The sequence below is a fragment of the Pseudomonas persica genome (assembly GCF_900291015.1).
Classification (GTDB): domain Bacteria; phylum Pseudomonadota; class Gammaproteobacteria; order Pseudomonadales; family Pseudomonadaceae; genus Aquipseudomonas.
In genome coordinates this window covers 61,924-79,413 of the sequence record NZ_OLKL01000034.1, presented here as the reverse complement: position 1 = coordinate 79,413, position 17,490 = coordinate 61,924, and the positions used below count along the sequence as shown (strand labels likewise).

Below are 17,490 nucleotides of genomic sequence, written 5' to 3'. Positions count from 1 at the left end.
CAATTTCGGGGCCTTTGCCCATTGGGATGTGTCAGTGGGTTAACACTCGGTAGCGCAGGCTGGCGCATCGCTACCAATGAGCTTAGCCACTGTTTGCAGTGCCAGCAACTGGCGTTGTGGCCAATTGCCTTCAATTATCTGGTATGCCTGGCCATGCTGTTGCAGCCAGTGCAGGCTGTCGTCGAAAAAGCGCTGGCGGTCGCGCAGTTCGGGCTGGCTGCGCTGGCCATCGGCAACCCAGTCCACACCTTGCGGGCTTAGCAGCAGGTGCAGGTGGTAATGCCGCGCCAGCAAAGCCTGTTCCAGCCAGGCCGGGCAGTCGTCGAACAGGGCGTGGCTCCAGAGCATGTTGCTGAGCAGGTGGGTGTCGAGAATCAGCAGCGGCGGCGCTTGCTCGCGGGCGTGGTCTTCCCAGGCCAGCTGGCCGCGGGCGATGGTGGGGATATCGGCGTAGCAGGTGTCACGGCATTCCTGGTCGATGAAGTGGCGCACGTATTCGGCTACCACCACACCGCCGAAATGCGCCTGGATCACCCCACTGAGCCAGCTTTTTCCGCTGGATTCCGGGCCGCACAGCACCAGTACCTTCATGGTCTGCGCCGCGCTCATGGCTGCACCAGCGCCGGGTCTCGGCGCCATTCCAGCCAGCCGCGCACGGCAATCAGGGTGAGCACGGCGAAGAAGCCCGCGGTGAAGTACAGCTGCTGGTGCAGGTACTGGCCTACGTAGACGATGTCTACCACCACCCACAGCGGCCAGCACTGCAGGCGCTTCTGCGCCATCCACAGTTGTGCCACCAGGCTGAAGCCGGTCAGGGTGGCGTCCAGCCAGGGCAGGGCGGCGTCGGTCCAGTTGGCCATGGCTGCGCCCAGGGCGGCGCTCAGCAGCACCCCGACGGCCAGACCGGTGAACAATGCCGGGCGCTGCAGGCGGGAGACCTGGCGGGCATCTTCAGCATGGCCTGGGCGCTTCCATTGCCACCAGCCGTACACTTGCAGGATGGCGTAGGCCAGTTGCAGCAGCATGCCCGAGTACAGCTTCACCTCGTAGAACAGCCAGCCATAGATCAGCACCATGACCAGGCCGATCGGCCAGCACCAGGCGTTCTGCTTGACCGTGAGCCAGACAGCGGTGACGCCGAGGACGGCGGCGATGAGTTCAAGGCCGGACATCGGCGATCCTTGGAGATTACAGGGGAGGGGCGCGATTGTAGCGGGTCGGAGATCGAAGGTGTATAGCGTCAGGCCTGGTATGCATATGAGCTTGAGAGAGTCTTGCACTAAGTCTACAAGTTAGCCCGGCACCCTGTGGGAGCGGCTTTGGCCGCGAACACCGGCGCAGCCGGTGCCATGCACCGCGTCGCCTTCTTCGCGGGTAAACCCGCTCCCACAATGACCGCGTCGCCTTTCAAGGCTATACCCGGAACTGGCGTAGCAATTGCTCCAGCTCTTCGCTCAACCGCCCCAGCGCCACCCCGGCATCGCTGGACTGCCGCGCTGCATCGGCGGTCTGCTGGGACAACCCGGCAGTATCCAGCACATTGCGGTTGATCTCTTCTACCACGTGCGATTGCTGCAAGGTGGCGCTGGCAATGGAGGCATTCAACGCGGTGAGGTTGTTCAGCGCCTGGTTGATGGCATCCAGGCTGGCACCGGCCTCACGGGCCTGCTCGACGGTCTGGCGCGAGGCCTCGCTGCTGGTGTCGATGGCCCTGACTGCAGCGTCCGACTGGCTTTGCAGGTGCTCGATCATGGTATGGATCTCGGCCGTCGACTGCGCCGTGCGCTGGGCCAGCAGGCGTACCTCGTCGGCGACCACGGCAAAGCCACGGCCTTGCTCGCCGGCCCGCGCCGCCTCGATGGCTGCGTTCAGCGCCAGCAGGTTGGTCTGTTCGGCGATGGAGCGGATCACGTCCAGCACGCCACCGATGCGCGTGCTGTGTCCGGCCAGGTCACGGATCACCTGCACGGCCTGGTCGATGGTCAGCGACAGCCGGTCGATCTGCGCCAGGCTGCCGTGAATGGCTTCCTGGCCGTGCGTCACCTGCTGTTGTGCGGTACGCATTTCCCCGGCCGCCTGCTCGGCGGTCTTGGCCACGTCCTGCACGGCGTAGGTCACCTCGTTGACTGCTGTGGCCACCTGATCCATCTGCAGCGATTGCTGGGCACTGCGCTGTTGCGCGGCGCCGGCGTTGTCACCCACATGCCCGGCGGATTGGGCCAGGGCATGGGCTGCCCCCTGCAATTGGCCGACCACACCTTGCAGCTTGCCGTTGAAGCGGTTGAAGTGTTCACCCAGGCAAGTGATTTCGTCGCGGCCATGGGTGTCCAGGCGCCGGGTCAGGTCGCTTTCGCCGCTGGCGATGTTGCCCATGGCCTGCACCGCCTCCTGCAGGGGGCGAGCGATGCTGCGGGCAATCAGCATGACCACCAGCGCCATCAGCAGGGCAATGGCCAGGCCGACCAGTGAGGCGTCGCGCAACTGACGAGTGAATTCGGCCTGCACGTCGTCGACGTACACGCCCGAGCCGATGATCCAGCCCCATGGCTTGAACAACTGGATATAGGACGTCTTGGCCACCGGCTCGCTGGCACCGGGTTTGGGCCAGCGGTAGTTGACCGGCCCGGCATCCTGCTGACGGGCCAGAGCGACCATCTCGTTGAACACGGCAAAGCCGTCGGGGTCGCGGATGGCCGACAGGTCCTGGCCGTCGAGCTTGGGGTTGGCCGGATGCATGATCATCTTCGGCCCCAGGTCATTGATCCAGAAGTAGTCGTCATGGTCGTAGCGCAGGGCGCGTACCACTTGCAGCGCCTGTTGCTGGGCAGCTTCGCGGCTGAGTGTGCCGGCCGCTTCCAGGCCTTGGTAATAGGCCAGTACCCCCGCTGCGGTCTGCACCACGTGGCGGGTCTTTTCCGCTTTGGCCTGGTACAGGTCACCATGGATCTGGCGTAGCATCAGCAGGCCCAGCACCAGCAGCATGGCCACTGCCACCAGAAGGATCAGCCACAGGCGGCGGCTGATAGACATCGATCTCAGGGTTTTCATCCCACAGCTCCCGCATTGTTCTTTTTATTCAGGTGCATCCAAGCATGGTTTGCGCCAGGGCCCTACTCGACTAATGGCTAAGTGCTATACGACTGATAGTCTGCAGCGGTCGTACAAGGCGATCGCGAAGGCGCTCTGCTAGGATTTCGGCCGCGCAAGATGAAACCTTTAGGCAGCGTGAACTTTTCTGCTGGCATTGCGCCCAACAGTCGCTGTAAAACAGCCGGGCCGCGTGCGGTAATTTCAAGCAAATCAAGAACAAGGGGCCTGCAACGCGCAGCGCTCCATCGGGGGAACGATGGATTTTTGGACTGCCTTCCAGGCAATCATCTTAGGCGTGGTAGAAGGGTTGACGGAGTTTTTGCCGATCTCCAGTACCGGCCACCAGATCATTGTCGCCGACCTGATCGGGTTTGGCGGCGAACGGGCCATGGCTTTCAACATCATCATCCAGCTGGCGGCGATCCTGGCGGTGGTGTGGGAGTTCCGCGGCAAGATCTTCGACGTAGTGTTTGGCCTGACCAGCCAGCCCACGGCGCGGCGTTTCACCGGTAACCTGCTGTTGGCGTTTTTGCCGGCGGTGGTGCTGGGCGTGCTGTTCGCCGACCTGATTCACCATTACCTGTTCAACCCGATTACCGTGGCGGCGGCGCTGGTGGTCGGTGGGGTGATCATGCTCTGGGCCGAGCGCCGTGAGCACCGTGTGGAGGTGGACCACGTCGACGACATGCGCTGGAGCCACGCGCTGAAGATCGGCTTCATCCAGTGCCTGGCGATGATCCCGGGCACTTCGCGCTCCGGTTCGACCATTATCGGTGGCCTGCTGTTCGGTCTGTCGCGCAAGGCAGCGACCGAGTTCTCGTTCTTCCTGGCAATGCCGACCATGGTCGGTGCGGCGGTGTACTCGGGCTACAAGTACCGCGACCTGTTCCAGCCCGGTGACCTGCCGGTATTTGCCATTGGCTTCGTGACCTCGTTCATCTTTGCCATGATCGCGGTGCGCGCGCTGCTCAAGTTCATTGCCAACCACAGCTATGCGGCGTTCGCCTGGTATCGCATTGCCTTTGGCCTGCTGATTCTGGCGACCTGGCAGTTCGGCTGGGTTGACTGGGCGACGGCAAATGGCTGAGGCAGCACGGGGACAAAGGGTGGAGGGCGTACGCAATGTACGCCTGAAGCTGCTGCTGTTGGGCTTGCTGTGCCTGCTACCGGGCCTGGGCGCGGCGCGCATGGCCTGGGTCGATCAGGCTTGGTGGCCACTGGCGCTGTACCCGGCGATGAGCCTGATCAGCCTGTTGCTGTATTGGCAGGATAAACAGCAGGCGCGCACCCAGGCTTGGCGTACGCCAGAGAAAGTGCTGCATGCCAGTGAGCTGCTGGGTGGCTGGCCGGGGGCGCTGCTGGCGCAGCAGCTGTATCGGCACAAGACGCGCAAGGTGTCGTACCAGTTGGTGTTCTGGGGGATTGTGCTGGTGCACCAGGTGTTCTGGGCGGACTGGCTGTTTCTTGGCGGGCGCTATCTGCCTTTTAGTTGATTGTTGTCTACCGGCAAGCAAACATCAGTCAGGCTGCACCGCCCGCCGATAGCCATTTGGCGTCTGTCCGCTCAGGCGCTTGAACCACCGGGCAAAGTACGTCGGGTCGGTAAACCCCAGGCTGTCCGACAGCTGTCCAATACTCATCCGCGTATACACCAGGCTCCGCCGCGCTTCCAGCAGCAACCGCTGGTGCACCACCTGCAGTGCAGTCTGCCCACTCAGCGCCCGGCACAGCTGGTTCAACTGCAAGCTGGGAATATTCAGCCGTGCGGCAAAGTCCTCCACCGACAGGTGCTCACGGTAATGCGCCTCGACCAGACGCAGGTACTGCCCCAGTAACTGGCGGTCACGCTCATCGCGGTTGCGCGGCGCCTGCCCCAGCTGCTGGCGGCGGCTGATCCACACCATCAGCGCCGTCACCAGCGCCTCGAGCAGGGCCGCCCGCGCCGGGGCGTTACCCTGATACTCCTGCTGCAGGGTATCGATCAGGCTGCGCAGGCGCGCCCGGTCCTGGCCCAGCGGGTAACACGCCGCTTTCGCCAGCACCGGCAACGGCGCGCCCAGGCGCTGCTCCAGGTTCGCCACCAGTGCCGTGCCAAAGGTCAGCACATGCCCCTGGATATCGGCGCTGAAGCGAAAGCCGTGCACGGTCATCGGTGGCACCACCTGGATCGCCGCTTCGCTGATGGCGCTGCGCACCCCCTCGATCTCCACCTCGGCCCGGCCGCGCTGTACGTAGAGCAACTGGAACAGCTCGGCATGCTGGTGCGGCTTGATCTCCCAGTGGTGCAGGCGGCTGCGCGCCGGGATCGACTCGCAGTGCAGCAGGTCGGTGCCGGGCCAGGCCTGGTTTTCGCCATACAGCTTGAACAAAGGGACGCCGGGTAGGGTGGATTTCATGCGGGTTGGCCTGTCCGTTAACCGAACGTTTTTCGTAAAAGTGCAGGTTATACATGGAATAGCACACTTCAATGGCTGTTTTTGCCAGTAAAAATGCAAGGGCAAACCCTAACAGCAGATGCCGCCCCACTGCCAGTCCAGGGCCGGCATCGTCCGCACAGAGACAACAACAATGAAAACTCAGGTCGCAATTATTGGTGCAGGTCCGTCTGGCCTGCTGCTGGGCCAACTACTGCACAAGGCCGGTATCGATACGGTCATCGTCGAACGCCAGTCCCCCGAGTACGTGCTCGGCCGCATCCGTGCCGGGGTGCTGGAGCAAGGCACTGTCGACCTGCTGCGTGAAGCCGGTGTGGCCGAGCGCATGGACCGTGAAGGCCTGGTACACGAAGGTGTCGAGCTGCTGGTCGGCGGGCGCCGCCAACGCCTGGACCTCAAGGCCCTGACCGGTGGCAAGACGGTGATGGTCTACGGCCAGACCGAAGTCACCCGTGACCTGATGCAGGCACGTGAAGCCAGCGGCGCGCCGATCATCTATTCGGCCAGCAATGTCCAGCCGCACGAACTCAAGGGCGAACGGCCGTACCTGACTTATGAAAAAGACGGTCAGCTGCACCGGGTGGACTGCGACTACATCGCCGGCTGTGACGGCTTCCACGGTGTTTCGCGGCAGAGCATTCCCGACGGTATCCTCAAGCAGTACGAGCGGGTCTACCCTTTTGGCTGGCTGGGCATGCTGTCCGACACGCCACCGGTCAACCACGAACTGATCTACGCTCACCACGAGCGCGGCTTCGTACTGTGCAGCCAGCGTTCGCACACCCGTAGCCGCTACTACTTGCAGGTACCGCTGGAAGAGCAGCTGGAGGCGTGGTCCGACGAGCGCTTCTGGGCGGAGCTGAAGGCACGCTTGCCCGCAGAGGTGGCTGCGTGCCTGGTCACCGGCCCGGCCCTGGAAAAGAGCATCGCGCCGCTGCGCAGCCTGGTGGTCGAGCCGATGCAGTATGGCCACCTGTTCCTGGTCGGTGACGCCGCGCACATCGTCCCGCCGACCGGTGCCAAAGGCTTGAACCTGGCGGCATCGGACGTCAATTATCTGTACCGCATCCTGGTCAAGGTGTACCGCGAAGGGCGCACCGACCTGCTGCAACAGTATTCGCCGCTGGCCCTGCGCCGGGTGTGGAAAGGCGAGCGCTTCAGCTGGTTCATGACCCAGTTGCTGCATGACTTCGGCAGCCACAAGGATGCCTGGGACCAGAAGATGCAGGAGGCCGACCGCGAGTACTTCCTGACCTCGCCGGCGGGGCTGGCGAATATTGCCGAGAACTATGTGGGCTTGCCGTTCGAAGAAGTGGCCTGACCAGCCATTGCGCAAGCCTGGCAATCACGTCATGCGCACAGCATCCCGGCAAGCGATGAACGCAATGGGGCAGGCTCCTCGGTGCCCTGCCTGCATCCTGGAAAAAACACGCCAGGGCTTGCAGTCAGGTTTGCGCATGACCGACAGTGCCTTGCTGAATAGGTAATGGCAGGAAGCACAACGATGACATTCTCCACACCCCTGATGGGCGCCTTGTGCCTGGTAGCTGCCAGTGGCTGGGCCTGTGCCGACCAGGTGCTGCCCGCGCCACCGGAACTGGCTTCCGGCTACCGCAGTGGCCTGCAGCCGGTGCATGCCAGCCGGCACATGGTCGCCGCCGCCAACCCGCTGGCCAGCGAAGCGGGGCGGGCGATGTTGCGTGCCGGTGGCAGCGCCATCGACGCGGCTATCGCCATGCAGATGGTGCTGACCCTGGTCGAACCGCAATCCAGTGGCATTGGCGGCGGGGCGTTCATCCTCTACTGGGATGGCCAGCGCGTGCAGGCGTTCGACGGCCGCGAGGCAGCCCCGGCGGCGGTGACGGAAAACCTGTTCCTGCAAGCCGATGGTTCACCGATGCCGTTCAGGGCGGCGCAGATTGGCGGGCGTTCGGTGGGCGTACCGGGGGTTCTACGAGCCCTGAAGCTGGCCCATGAGCAGCACGGCAAGCTGCCCTGGCACGACCTGTTCGCCCCGGCCATTGCGCTGGCACGTAACGGTTTCCCGGTGTCCGAACGCCTTCACACCCTGGTGGCGGGCGACCCGTTCATTGCCCGTTCACCGGCCATGGCCCGCTACTTTCTGGATGAGCAGGGTAAACCGCTGGCGGTGGGGGCTACCTTGCGCAATCTCGAGCTTGCGCAAACCTTCGAGCAAATTGCCGCGCAGGGCCCAGAGGTGTTCTACAGCGGCGAGATCGCCGCCGCCATCGTCGCCAAGGTGCGCAGCCATGCCAATGCCGGCTACCTGTCGTTGCAGGATATGCAGCAGTATCAGGCCAAGGCGCGCGAGCCACTGTGCGGCCCTTACAAGGCCTGGCGCATCTGTGGCATGCCGCCGCCGTCGTCGGGCGGGGTGGCGGTGCTGCAGACCCTGGGCATCCTCGAAGCACTGCAGCGGACTTCGCCACAACGCGACCTTGCCGGCATGCGGCCGCTGCGTACTTCGTCCGCTGCCGGGCTGGAAGTCCCGCCGCTGGCCGTACACCTGGTTGCCGAGGCCGAGCGCCTGGCTTATGCCGACCGCGCCCAGTACCTGGCCGACAGCGATTACGTGCCGGTTCCGCTCAAGGCCCTGACCGACTCCGCGTACCTGGCCAGCCGCGCCGCGCAGATTGGCGCGTACAGCATCAAGCGCGCCCGCCCGGGCCAGCCGCAGGGCGCGGACCTGGCCCTGGCGCCTGACCGCTCGCCACTGCGCATTTCCACCTCGCACCTCAGCGCGGTGGATGATCGCGGCCAGGCCCTGGCCATGACCACCTCGGTGGAAGCAGCGTTCGGCTCGCACCTGATGGTCAAGGGCTTTTTGCTCAACAACCACCTGACCGACTTCTCGTTCATCCCCCAGGAGCAGGGCAAGGCCGTGGCCAACCGGGTGCAACCGGGCAAGCGGCCGTTGTCGGCCATGGCGCCGACCCTGGTGTTCTCGCGAGCCTCCGGCGAACTGGTGGCCAGCCTGGGCTCGCCCGGCGGCTCGCAGATCATCGGCTACGTGAACAAAGCACTGATCGGCCTGCTGGACTGGCAGCTCGACCCGCAGCAGGCCGCCGGGCTGCCCAACTTCGGCAGCCGCAATGCCGGCACCGAAGTAGAGGCGGGGTTGGCCAGCCCGGCGCTGATCCGGCAGTTGGCGGCCTGGGGGCATGAGGTGACGCCGATGACCATGACCAGTGGCATGCAGATCATCCAGCGCAGTGGCGAGGGTTGGTCGGGCGGTGCCGACCCTCGGCGCGAAGGCGTGGCACTTGGCGACTAGCCGGCGCATTGCGGTGCAGCAGGTGGCGTGTTAGAAGTCAGTCTTGTCATTTAGAAGTTGAATACCAAGATGTCCATCAGCGCGAAATCGAATAGGGCCCTGTTCGACCTTGACCTGCTGCGCGCCATTGTCGTGGTGGCCGATTGCGGCAGCTTCACCACGGCTGCAGCCCGCCTGCATTCCACTCAATCGACCATCAGCCAGAAGGTGCGCCGCCTTGAGGATATGGTTGGCCACCGCCTGCTGGTGCGTGGCAATCGCGATGTGCTGCCGACCGATGCCGGGCAGACCCTGCTCGGCTATGCCCGGCACATGCTGGCCCTCAACGACCAGATGCTCGAAGCCTTGGCCGGGGCGATGGTTGGCGTGACCGTGCGCCTTGGCGTGCCCGAGGACTTCGTGGGCGGGCGTACCACCAATGCGCTGTCGGCGTTCAGCCGGCTGCACCCGCAAGTGAAGCTGGAAGTGACCAGCGGTCTGTGCCGTGACCTTAGCCAGGCCTACGACAACGGTGAGCTCGACCTGGTGTTGCTCAAGCAGCGGCGCAACAGCCGCGAAGGCGTGGCCTGCTGGCCCGAACGCCTGCAGTGGATCGACAGCGCGCGCACGCCCGCTTTCGAACTGGACCCGATCCCGCTGGTGACCTTCCCGCCCCGCGGCCTGTACCGCGATGACATGATTACGGCCATCGAAGGCATGGGCCGGCGTTGGCGCATCAGCTTCACCAGCTCCAGCCTCAGCGGTATCCAGGCCGCGGTCGCCGATGGCATGGGCATCAGCCTGCTGCCGCCACGGGCGGCGACTGGCGAGCACCGGGTGCTGGGGGCAGAACAGGGGCTACCGGAGGTCGACAGCTATGAAATCGTCATCGTCCACCGGCCGACGGCGGACGTGATGGTCAAAGCGCTGGCCGAGGTGATGACGCAATTGCTTGCGGGTGGCGGGATCTGACATGGTTGGGGCCGCTTTGCGGCCCATCGCAGGCAAGCCAGCTCCCACAGGGTACGCGTACCGCTTGCGAACTCAGTTCTCTGCCCGTCAGCGCAGTCCAAAGGGCTGGGCAATCTCCCACAGGTACCGCGCGCCCGGGAGAAATACGCGGTCCCTGTGGGAGCTGGCTTGCCTGCGAAGGACTGCGCAGCAGCCCCAAAATGGCGGCATCACGCTAGCTTCCGGGTGACAGGTGAATCCCCGCAATCATGCAGCGCACCGAGCCAGCCGCGATCTCGATGGTCGGTACGTCCAGTGGCACCAGCCGCGCCGAGCGCCCGTCACGCTCGGACAACTCGATGGCATTGCCAGCGAACTGGCTGATCTGATGGTTGCTCAGGTCGATCACATAGAACGCGTTGCAAATGCCACGTGAAAATACCAGGTTGGGAGCAGGGTTAGGCAACGCGTCGGATGCGGTTCTTGGCAGCGCGGCCGCGGGTATGGCTGAACAGATCTTTCGGGTCGTTTTCCACCCATGGCACCAGGTCGATCTTGCTACCCATGCCACGTTTTTCGGCTTGCTGTAGTACGTACCGTAGTACGGTGTAATCTTCCAGGGCGAAGCCCACCGAGTCGAACACGGTGACCTGGCCGTCGCTCTGGCGGCCCTCGGTTTCGCCGCGCAGCACGCGCCACAGGTCGACCACCGGGAAGTCCGCCGGCAACTGCTGGATGTCACCTTCGATGCGGGTCTGCGGCTCGTACTCGACGAACACCCGGGCGTTGCTCAGCACATCGGCATGCAGCTCGGTCTTGCCCGGGCAGTCGCCACCCACGGCATTCAGGTGCATGCCGGGTTCGAGCATGTCGGGAGTGATGATGGTGGCGTAGGTCTTGTCGGCGGTCACCGTGGTGATGATGTCCACGCCTTTCACCGCTTCTGCCACCGAGCCGGCGCGGCGGATGGTGAGGCCGCTGTATTCCTTGAGGTTGGCGATCAGCTTGGCGGTGGCGAGCGGGTCGGTGTCGTAGGCGACGATTTCTTCGATGCCCAGGTGCTTGTGGAAGGCCAGTGCCTGGAATTCGCTTTGCGCGCCGTTGCCGATCAGCGCCATCCTGCGCGAGTTCGGCCGGGCCAGCGCCTGGGCTGCCATCAGCGAGGTGGCCGCAGTGCGCAGCGCGGTGGCGATGGTCAGTTCGGACAGCAGCACCGGGTAGCCGGTGTCGACATCGGCCAGCACGCCGAAGGCCATCACCGTATGCAGGTTGCGGGCGGTGTTGGCCGGGTGGCCGTTGACGTATTTGAAGGCGTAGCGGCTGTTGTCGGCGACCGGCATCAGTTCGATCACGCCGACTTCCGAATGGCTGGCAACACGCGCGGACTTATCAAACGCCTGCCAGCGTTTGAAGTCTTCGCGAAGCGCGGCAGCCAGTTCGCCAATGAACGGCGCTACGCCAATGTCATGTACCAAGTCCGACATGGTTGGAACATCAATGAAATACGTCATGCTCTTGCACCTGATTATTGCGCTCTCACTCCATTCTTTGCAGGATAAACGCTTAAGATTGTTGAAGTGGCGTGAGCATTTTGATGAAAGGTTGCGTCAAGATGAAGGGAGCAGGTTGCCAGTTTCATCAGCTTTCTAGACAATCTGCCACCCCAAGATAGCAATCTGATTATTTGGCAGGCATCCATGGATATTATCGATCGGGAACTGATTGCGCTGTTGCGGGACAATGCGCGCACCCCCGTGCTGACCCTGGCGAAGAAGCTCAAGGTGGCCAGGGCAACCGTGCAAAACCGCATCACCCGGCTCGAAGAGCAGGGCGTGATCATCGGCTACACGGTACGCCTGCGCTCCGATGCGCTGGAGCAGGGCGTGCGGGCAATCACCAGCATCGGCATCAGCGGCCACCACGCCGCAGAGGTCAAGCACGCGCTGCGCGGGCATCCCAACGTGGTGGCCATCCATACCACCAATGGCCGCTGGGACCTGATGGCAGAGCTGCGTACAGACACCCTGGAGGCCTTCGACCGGGCGTTGAACGCCATCCGCTCGATACCGCACATCGAAAATACCGAGACCAGTATCCTGCTCTCGACCTACAAGATGTGACCGCTGGCTCAAGCCTTCTGGCAGGTGCATTGCGCAAACTGTCACCCAGGCTTTTCACACTGCACAAAATCCCTTTGGTGGTGTGCATTCTGTAGTGTTCCGCTTGACCCGGGCCGCTGGCAGAATGAAACGGCTTTCGCGGGACTGTATCGGGCGCGCCACTTTGGTGCGTTTCAATTGAATAAGTAAGCCCGTTGCGAAGTTGCATCGGGAACTGTTCTTCATCTGTGTTAATACCCACGCTTCGACCGTCTGCAATGACTAATAGTCTGCATTTGAGTACCGATTGATTGGTACGGCGCGGGGCGTTGAGGTTTTACAAAAAAAGAAGTTGCTGGCCTATCGGCAAGCCAGCTCCCACAGGTACTGCACGAGGCTTGAGGTCGCTGCAGTCGAGGTGGGCGCTGGCTTGCCGGCGATGAGGCCGGTGCAGGCATTTCAATACCCTCTAGGGCTGGCGCTCGGCTACCGCCCGCAAGGTACGCAACGTCACCACCGGCGCGTCCACCACAAACCGGTTTGCCAGCCACCCCGGCACATCCCCGGCAGGGTCGGCCTGCAGTTGGTAAGTCACTTCGGTCTTGCGCTCACCCAGTGGTCTCATACGCCACTCGCCGCTGAGGTGTTGCACACGGATCAGCCCCTTTACCTTGGGGATCCTGCCGGGCTCGGCGCTCAGGTGGCGCAGCAGCGTGCCATCGTCCAGTCGCTCGGTCGTGACCTTCAGCACGATGTCCCGTGGCATCGTCGGCCACGGCAGGTTGGTGGTCAGGTAAACCCAAGTGTTTTCGCCTTCCACATCCAGCAGGCGCATCTCGGCGCAGGCGTACAGCCACTTGCAGGCTACCCGCAGGTTCTCTTGCAGGTTGATGAGCGTGCGAATGCTGGCTTTCATGGTGCTGACACCACGGAATTGCTGGTAGGGCGAGTCGGCGGCGGCGCTCAGGTAAACGCGGATGCCTTCGCGGTCGTAGGCCAGGTTCCAGTCATCGGCGGCTGGGGCGGGGGTACAGAGCAGCAGGGCGGCGAGCAGCAGGCAGCGGTTCATGGCTGGTACCGCACGGGGGGATGGGTGTTTCAGTATGCGCGGCAAACAGCAAGCCCGCCAGGTTGGCGGGCTTGCGGGCATCAGCCTGGGCTTAACGCTTAGGGTTCAACGTCAGGTGCACGTGACGGTTCACGTCCTTGTACAGCAGGTAGCTGAACTTGCCTGGGCCGCCGGCATAGCAGGCTTGCGGGCAGAAGGCGCGCAGCCACATGAAGTCGCCGGCTTCCACTTCGACCCAGTCCTGATTCAGGCGGTACACCGCCTTGCCTTCCAGCACGTACAGGCCGTGTTCCATCACGTGGGTTTCGGCGAACGGGATCACGCCGCCCGGCTGGAAGGTGACGATGTTCACGTGCATGTCGTGGCGCATGTCGGCCATGTCGACGAAGCGGGTGGTGACCCAGCGGCCTTCGGTGCCCGGCATTTCGATGACGGTGGCGTTGTCACGGTGGGTAACGAACGACTCGGGAACGTCCAGGCCTTCGACCTTCTGGTAGTGCTTGCGCAGCCAGTGGAAAGTAACGTTGGACTTGCTGTTGTTGCGCAGGCTCCATTCGGCGCCCGGGGCCAGGAAGGCATAGCCGCCCGGTACCAGGGTGTGGTGCTTGCCTTCGACGGTGATGTCCAGTTCGCCTTCGACGATGAACACCACGGCTTCGGCGTTCGGGTCCAGTTCAGGGCGCTCGCTGCCGCCTTCCGGGGCCACTTCGACGATGTACTGGGAGAAGGTTTCGGCAAAGCCGGTCAGCGGGCGGGCGATGACCCACATGCGCATCTTGTCCCAGAACGGCAGGTGGCTGGTGACGATGTCACGCATCACGCCCTTGGGGATGACGGCATAGGCTTCGGTGAACATGGCACGGTCAGTCAGCAGCTCGGTCTGAGCCGGGTGCCCACCGTGGGGGGCGAAGTACGAATGGTTCGACATGGACGATCTCGACTTGTTGTTCTCTCCCCATGCCGTGAACCGCACCGGCCGGTGCGGCGCAGGGGATGTGACGACAGAATAGGGGCGAGCGCGCGCCATCTACAAATTAAATGTTGGAATACCCGGTATTTGCTGGCTGAATGCGAACTTGACGGCCAGCGTGCCCATTCGGCAAGCGCTTGCCCTGGCCGAACAGCGTGTGGCGCTACCCGACCAACAGCGTGCTTCCCTGCATGGCCGCGCTCGCGGATAATCCCCTCATTCAAATAAATAGCCTGTGAGTGGGTATGAGTGATTCCGTAGTCAGCCTCGGCCAGCCTGGAACCGAAGGGGGGCGCAAGACGCGCAAGAACAACCCCGAGAAAACGCGCGAGGACATCCTCCAGGCCGCCATCAACGAGTTCGTCCAGCAAGGGCTGGCCGGTGCCCGCGTCGACGCCATCGCCGAGCGCACCGCCACCTCCAAGCGCATGATCTACTACTACTTCGGCAGCAAGGAGCAGTTGTACTGCGAGTGCCTGATCAAACTGTACGGCGACATCCGCAAGACCGAGCAAAGCCTGGACCTGGAGTCGCTGCCGGCCGAGCAGGCGATCCGCCGGCTGGTGGAGTTCACCTTCGATCACCACGACCGCAACGTCGATTTCGTGCGGATCATCTGCACCGAAAACATCCACTATGGCGAGTACGTCAAGCAGTCGCCGGCCATTCGCGAAATGAGCAGCCTGGTGCTCGAGGCCTTGGGCAATACCCTGCGTCGCGGTGTGCAGGATGGTGTGTTCCGCGCCGGTATCGAGGTTATCGACCTGCACATGCTGATGAGCTCGTTCTGCTTCTACCGTGTCTCGAACCGCCACACCTTTGGCGAGATCTTCCAGATCGATCTGTCCGATGAGCAGGTCAAGCTGCGTCACAAGGCGATGATTTGTGACGCGGTGTTGCGGTACATCCGCGCGTAAGTACGTCGATAGGTATTCAGCGTCTGGCGGTCTTCGTGCAACCTGAATGCAAGCCCTTGCAAGATTCTCGACTGCCTGGGCTGGCCTCTTCGCGGGTAACCCCGCGCCCACAGGATCACCGCTGTCCCAAAGATTTGCACAATACCTGTGGGAGCGGGTTTACCCGCGAAAGGGCCGGCCCAGGCGACACATCAATGAAGCCTTGATGCTCACTCGCCCAACCGCTGCTCGCGCGACGGCGGGTAGCCAAAGTACGCCGCATAGCATTTGCTGAAGTGCGACACCGAAACAAACCCGCAGGCCACTGCCACCTCCATCACCGACAGGTCGGAATACTGCAACAGGCGGCGGCTCTTGGTGATACGCAGTTCCATGTAGTAACGCCGCGGCGAAGTACCCAGCTGGGCCTGGAACAGGCGGTCGATCTGCCGGCGCGAGCGCCCGCTGTAGGCGGCCAGCTGGTCGAGGCTGAGGGTTTCCTCGAGATTGTTCTCCATCAGCTCGACGATGGTGCGCAGGTGCAGGCTCATGGATTTCTTCGCCCCCGGGCCGACCTGGCGGTAGCGGGCACCGGAGAACGACAGGATCTCCTCGACGCCTTCGGCCAGGCCGTCGCCATACAGCCGGCGCACCAGGCCGAGCATCAGCTCCATGGCGCCATTGGGGCTGGCGGCGCTGAGGCGGTCGCGGTCGAGGGTGAAGCTGGCCGGGGTGATCCGCGTTTGCGGGCTGCGCTCGGACAGGCTGGCGCGCTGTTCGGGGTGGATACTGCAGCCATAGTCGTCCAGCACCCCGGCGCGGCCGAGGAACCACGCGCCGTTCCACAGCCCGCCCAGGGCCATGCCGTGGGCCGCGCAATCGCCCAGCAGGCGGTCAAGCTCGGGGTACTTCAATGGCGTGCGCAAGCCGCCGCAGATCACCAGCAGGTCCAGCTCTTTCAGCGCCTCGGCGGACAACTCGGTGGCCACCAGCTCCAGCCCCAGGTCGCTGAGCACGCGGTCGCCTTCCAGCGACAGCGGGGTGAACCGGAAGCTGTCGGCGCGCAGCAGGTTGGCCGTGACCAGCACATCCATGGCCACGGTGAAGCTGGCCATCGAGAAGTGTTCGAGCAGTACGAAATCGACCCGATAGGGGGCCTGGGCATTGGCGCTGGTGGACTTCAGCCGCAGCATGTTGCTGGTGCTGGTCTTCTTGCTGAACTGGCGTGGCGTGGGCACTCTGGACTCCGCTTCCTGGCTGGCCTTGAGAGTGTGGCGGGTGGCCGGGGGAAAGACAATCTCCCGGGTGGCCGTGTCGTGTTCCAGGTCGTGTTCAGGCAACCTGTCTGGCTTGGCCGGTTGCCGCTATGCTGATGCTCCTGTCACTGAGGATGCCCTTGATGAAGTACGCCGCTGCCCTTTTGCTTTGCCTGATGCCATTGCTGGCCAATGCCCTGGAACCTGGCGACAAGCTCGCCCCGTGGACGCTGCTCGACCAGTACGACCAAGCCTACAGCCTCGATGCCGGTACACACATTCTGCTGGTGGCGCGTGACATGGACGGTGCCAAGCTGGTCAAGGCGGCGCTGACTGGACAGCCCAAGGGCTACCTGGAAGCGCGCGATGCGGTGTTCGTTGCCGACATCCAGCGCATGCCGGCGCTGATCAGCAAGCTGTTCGCCATCCCTGCCATGCGTGACTACAACTACCGGGTGCTACTTGACCGCGACGGGCGGGTGGCCAGCCGGTATCCCGGGCAGGATGGCCAGGTGCAGTGGTTGCAACTGGAGCAGGGTAAGCTGGTGAGCCAGCGGGCGTTTGCCGATGCCCCGGCGTTGAAGGCGGCGCTGGAGCAGGTGGCGCGGCATTGAGGGTTGCCTGCGCCGGCGATAGGGCCCTAAAGCCAGCCAAATCAATCTGAACCCTCAGCAGCCTCTGCAACCCAACCCATTACATGTCAAATGGGAGAGCGCTCATGGAAATCGGAACGATCTGGATCATCATCGCGGCCTTTGTGGTCCTGCTGGAAATATGGGCCATCTGGCACATCATCGGCAGTGACCGGCGCGCCGAGCGCAAGATGCTGTGGATCGTCTTCGTGGTCTACGCGCCATTTCCCGGCTTGCTGTTCTGGGCCTGGCGCGGGCCTCGGGCGGTGAAGGGCAGGGCGGTACTGCAGGAAAAATGACGGTGTACGGCATCAGGCGCGGCGGCGCCTGATGCCGTTACTGTTCACTTGGGCAGGATGTCAAAGCGCATGGCTGACCCCAACCCGTCCACCATCAGGCAGCCGTAGAACTTCACGGTCGACAGCACACGCAGTTGCTTGAGCGCTTCATGGATGTAATCGTGAAGCAGCTTTTCGGCTTCGCGTTTGCGGTCTGCGAGTGTGGTGCTTTTGAGTGTGATCACCCCGAGCAAGGTGGTTTCAATGTGCTCGACGGTGTCCAGGCCAATTTTCTCGCGCAGATGCAGTCGCGCCTGCGCAGCATCGGTTTCATCTCGGGCAGGGTTGTTTGGCTTGATGGTATAGGCCAGTTGAAAATCAAATTTGCTCATCGCTTTATCCTTGTTACGTACAGGCCTCCATGCCGGGTCTTGCAATCTAGCGCCTGGCGGCCGCTGCGCATACAGACGCGTGGTTTACGGAAGCCAGTGCGCTGTACGAAAACCCCTACACTGCGGCGCCTGCTTCACGGGCAAGCCC

19 protein-coding genes and 1 pseudogene are annotated in these 17,490 nt (G+C 63.2%); 9 read left to right on the top strand and 11 right to left on the bottom strand.

Annotated features, from left to right (window positions below; genetic code table 11):
• Positions 1 to 39: 39 nt before the first annotated feature.
• The 4 genes and pseudogenes from FQ664_RS17435 to mcpP form a co-directional block, all read right to left on the bottom strand.
• Positions 40 to 609: an AAA family ATPase gene (locus FQ664_RS17435; RefSeq protein ID WP_144173666.1), complete on the bottom strand. Its 570-nt coding sequence runs from the start codon at positions 607 to 609 to the stop codon at positions 40 to 42.
• Complete coding sequence (pnuC, locus tag FQ664_RS17430) at positions 606 to 1,172, bottom strand: nicotinamide riboside transporter PnuC (protein WP_144173664.1); 567 nt, start codon at positions 1,170 to 1,172, stop codon at positions 606 to 608. Before pnuC ends, FQ664_RS17435 begins: the two co-directional genes overlap by 4 nt.
• A gap of 241 nt (positions 1,173 to 1,413) precedes the next feature.
• Positions 1,414 to 2,148: a methyl-accepting chemotaxis protein gene (locus tag FQ664_RS28315; protein ID WP_474707147.1), complete on the bottom strand. Its 735-nt coding sequence runs from the start codon at positions 2,146 to 2,148 to the stop codon at positions 1,414 to 1,416.
• A 138-nt stretch (positions 2,149 to 2,286) separates the two neighbouring features.
• Positions 2,287 to 2,958, bottom strand: a pseudogene (mcpP, locus tag FQ664_RS28310) (methyl-accepting chemotaxis protein McpP); the annotation flags it as partial.
• A gap of 388 nt (positions 2,959 to 3,346) precedes the next feature.
• On the opposite strand from mcpP, the gene FQ664_RS17415 reads away from it, so the two are divergent.
• The gene (locus FQ664_RS17415) at positions 3,347 to 4,177 is read left to right on the top strand and encodes an undecaprenyl-diphosphate phosphatase (protein WP_144173661.1); all 831 of its coding nucleotides are present in this window, start codon (positions 3,347 to 3,349) and stop codon (positions 4,175 to 4,177) included.
• Positions 4,170 to 4,583: a DUF1294 domain-containing protein gene (locus tag FQ664_RS17410; RefSeq protein WP_144173659.1), complete on the top strand. Its 414-nt coding sequence runs from the start codon at positions 4,170 to 4,172 to the stop codon at positions 4,581 to 4,583. Before FQ664_RS17415 ends, FQ664_RS17410 begins: the two co-directional genes overlap by 8 nt.
• A 24-nt stretch (positions 4,584 to 4,607) precedes the next feature.
• Here the strand turns inward: FQ664_RS17410 and FQ664_RS17405 are convergent, their stop codons facing one another.
• Complete coding sequence (locus FQ664_RS17405) at positions 4,608 to 5,486, bottom strand: helix-turn-helix domain-containing protein (RefSeq protein WP_144173657.1); 879 nt, start codon at positions 5,484 to 5,486, stop codon at positions 4,608 to 4,610.
• A 172-nt stretch (positions 5,487 to 5,658) separates the two neighbouring features.
• Between FQ664_RS17405 and pobA the strand changes: the two genes are divergently transcribed.
• The 3 genes from pobA (at position 5,659) to FQ664_RS17390 (ending at position 9,771) form a co-directional block, all read left to right on the top strand.
• Positions 5,659 to 6,846 (top strand): 4-hydroxybenzoate 3-monooxygenase, encoded by a 1,188-nt coding sequence (gene pobA, locus FQ664_RS17400; protein ID WP_144173655.1) that lies wholly within the window; start codon positions 5,659 to 5,661, stop codon positions 6,844 to 6,846.
• Between the two features lie 183 nt (positions 6,847 to 7,029).
• Complete coding sequence (gene ggt, locus FQ664_RS17395; RefSeq protein WP_144173653.1) at positions 7,030 to 8,820, top strand: gamma-glutamyltransferase; 1,791 nt, start codon at positions 7,030 to 7,032, stop codon at positions 8,818 to 8,820.
• Positions 8,821 to 8,889: 69 nt separating this feature from the next.
• Positions 8,890 to 9,771 carry a LysR substrate-binding domain-containing protein gene (locus tag FQ664_RS17390; RefSeq protein WP_144173652.1) on the top strand — a complete coding sequence of 294 codons (882 nt, stop codon included), beginning with the start codon at positions 8,890 to 8,892 and terminating at the stop codon, positions 9,769 to 9,771.
• A gap of 214 nt (positions 9,772 to 9,985) precedes the next feature.
• Here the strand turns inward: FQ664_RS17390 and FQ664_RS17385 are convergent, their stop codons facing one another.
• Positions 9,986 to 10,159 carry a hypothetical protein gene (locus FQ664_RS17385; protein ID WP_368667970.1) on the bottom strand — a complete coding sequence of 58 codons (174 nt, stop codon included), beginning with the start codon at positions 10,157 to 10,159 and terminating at the stop codon, positions 9,986 to 9,988.
• A 49-nt stretch (positions 10,160 to 10,208) separates the two neighbouring features.
• On the bottom strand, positions 10,209 to 11,261 hold the full coding sequence (locus FQ664_RS17380) for an ornithine cyclodeaminase (RefSeq protein WP_144173650.1): 1,053 nt from the start codon (positions 11,259 to 11,261) through the stop codon (positions 10,209 to 10,211).
• 186 nt (positions 11,262 to 11,447) lie between these two features.
• On the opposite strand from FQ664_RS17380, the gene FQ664_RS17375 reads away from it, so the two are divergent.
• On the top strand, positions 11,448 to 11,870 hold the full coding sequence (locus tag FQ664_RS17375) for an Lrp/AsnC family transcriptional regulator (RefSeq protein ID WP_144173648.1): 423 nt from the start codon (positions 11,448 to 11,450) through the stop codon (positions 11,868 to 11,870).
• A 448-nt stretch (positions 11,871 to 12,318) separates the two neighbouring features.
• Here FQ664_RS17375 and FQ664_RS17370 read toward each other — a convergent pair whose 3' ends face one another.
• On the bottom strand, positions 12,319 to 12,918 hold the full coding sequence (locus FQ664_RS17370; RefSeq protein ID WP_144173646.1) for an START domain-containing protein: 600 nt from the start codon (positions 12,916 to 12,918) through the stop codon (positions 12,319 to 12,321).
• Between the two features lie 91 nt (positions 12,919 to 13,009).
• Positions 13,010 to 13,846: a bifunctional allantoicase/(S)-ureidoglycine aminohydrolase gene (locus FQ664_RS17365; protein WP_013972924.1), complete on the bottom strand. Its 837-nt coding sequence runs from the start codon at positions 13,844 to 13,846 to the stop codon at positions 13,010 to 13,012.
• A 287-nt stretch (positions 13,847 to 14,133) separates the two neighbouring features.
• Here FQ664_RS17365 and FQ664_RS17355 point away from each other — a divergent pair, with 287 nt between their 5' ends.
• Positions 14,134 to 14,805: a TetR/AcrR family transcriptional regulator gene (locus FQ664_RS17355; protein ID WP_144173642.1), complete on the top strand. Its 672-nt coding sequence runs from the start codon at positions 14,134 to 14,136 to the stop codon at positions 14,803 to 14,805.
• A gap of 209 nt (positions 14,806 to 15,014) precedes the next feature.
• On the opposite strand, the gene FQ664_RS17350 is transcribed toward FQ664_RS17355, so the two are convergent.
• Positions 15,015 to 16,022 carry a GlxA family transcriptional regulator gene (locus FQ664_RS17350; RefSeq protein WP_144173640.1) on the bottom strand — a complete coding sequence of 336 codons (1,008 nt, stop codon included), beginning with the start codon at positions 16,020 to 16,022 and terminating at the stop codon, positions 15,015 to 15,017.
• Between the two features lie 161 nt (positions 16,023 to 16,183).
• On the opposite strand from FQ664_RS17350, the gene FQ664_RS17345 reads away from it, so the two are divergent.
• Both FQ664_RS17345 and FQ664_RS17340 read left to right on the top strand, forming a co-directional pair.
• Positions 16,184 to 16,654, top strand: a complete 471-nt coding sequence (locus tag FQ664_RS17345; protein ID WP_144173638.1) for an FAD/FMN-containing dehydrogenase — start codon at positions 16,184 to 16,186, stop codon at positions 16,652 to 16,654.
• Positions 16,655 to 16,758: 104 nt separating this feature from the next.
• Positions 16,759 to 16,971, top strand: coding sequence for a PLDc N-terminal domain-containing protein (locus tag FQ664_RS17340; protein ID WP_144173636.1), 213 nt, complete (start codon positions 16,759 to 16,761; stop codon positions 16,969 to 16,971).
• A 44-nt stretch (positions 16,972 to 17,015) separates the two neighbouring features.
• Here FQ664_RS17340 and FQ664_RS17335 read toward each other — a convergent pair whose 3' ends face one another.
• Entirely contained in the window at positions 17,016 to 17,342 is a 327-nt protein-coding gene (locus FQ664_RS17335) for a hypothetical protein (RefSeq protein ID WP_144173634.1), read from the bottom strand.
• Positions 17,343 to 17,490 lie beyond the last annotated feature (148 nt).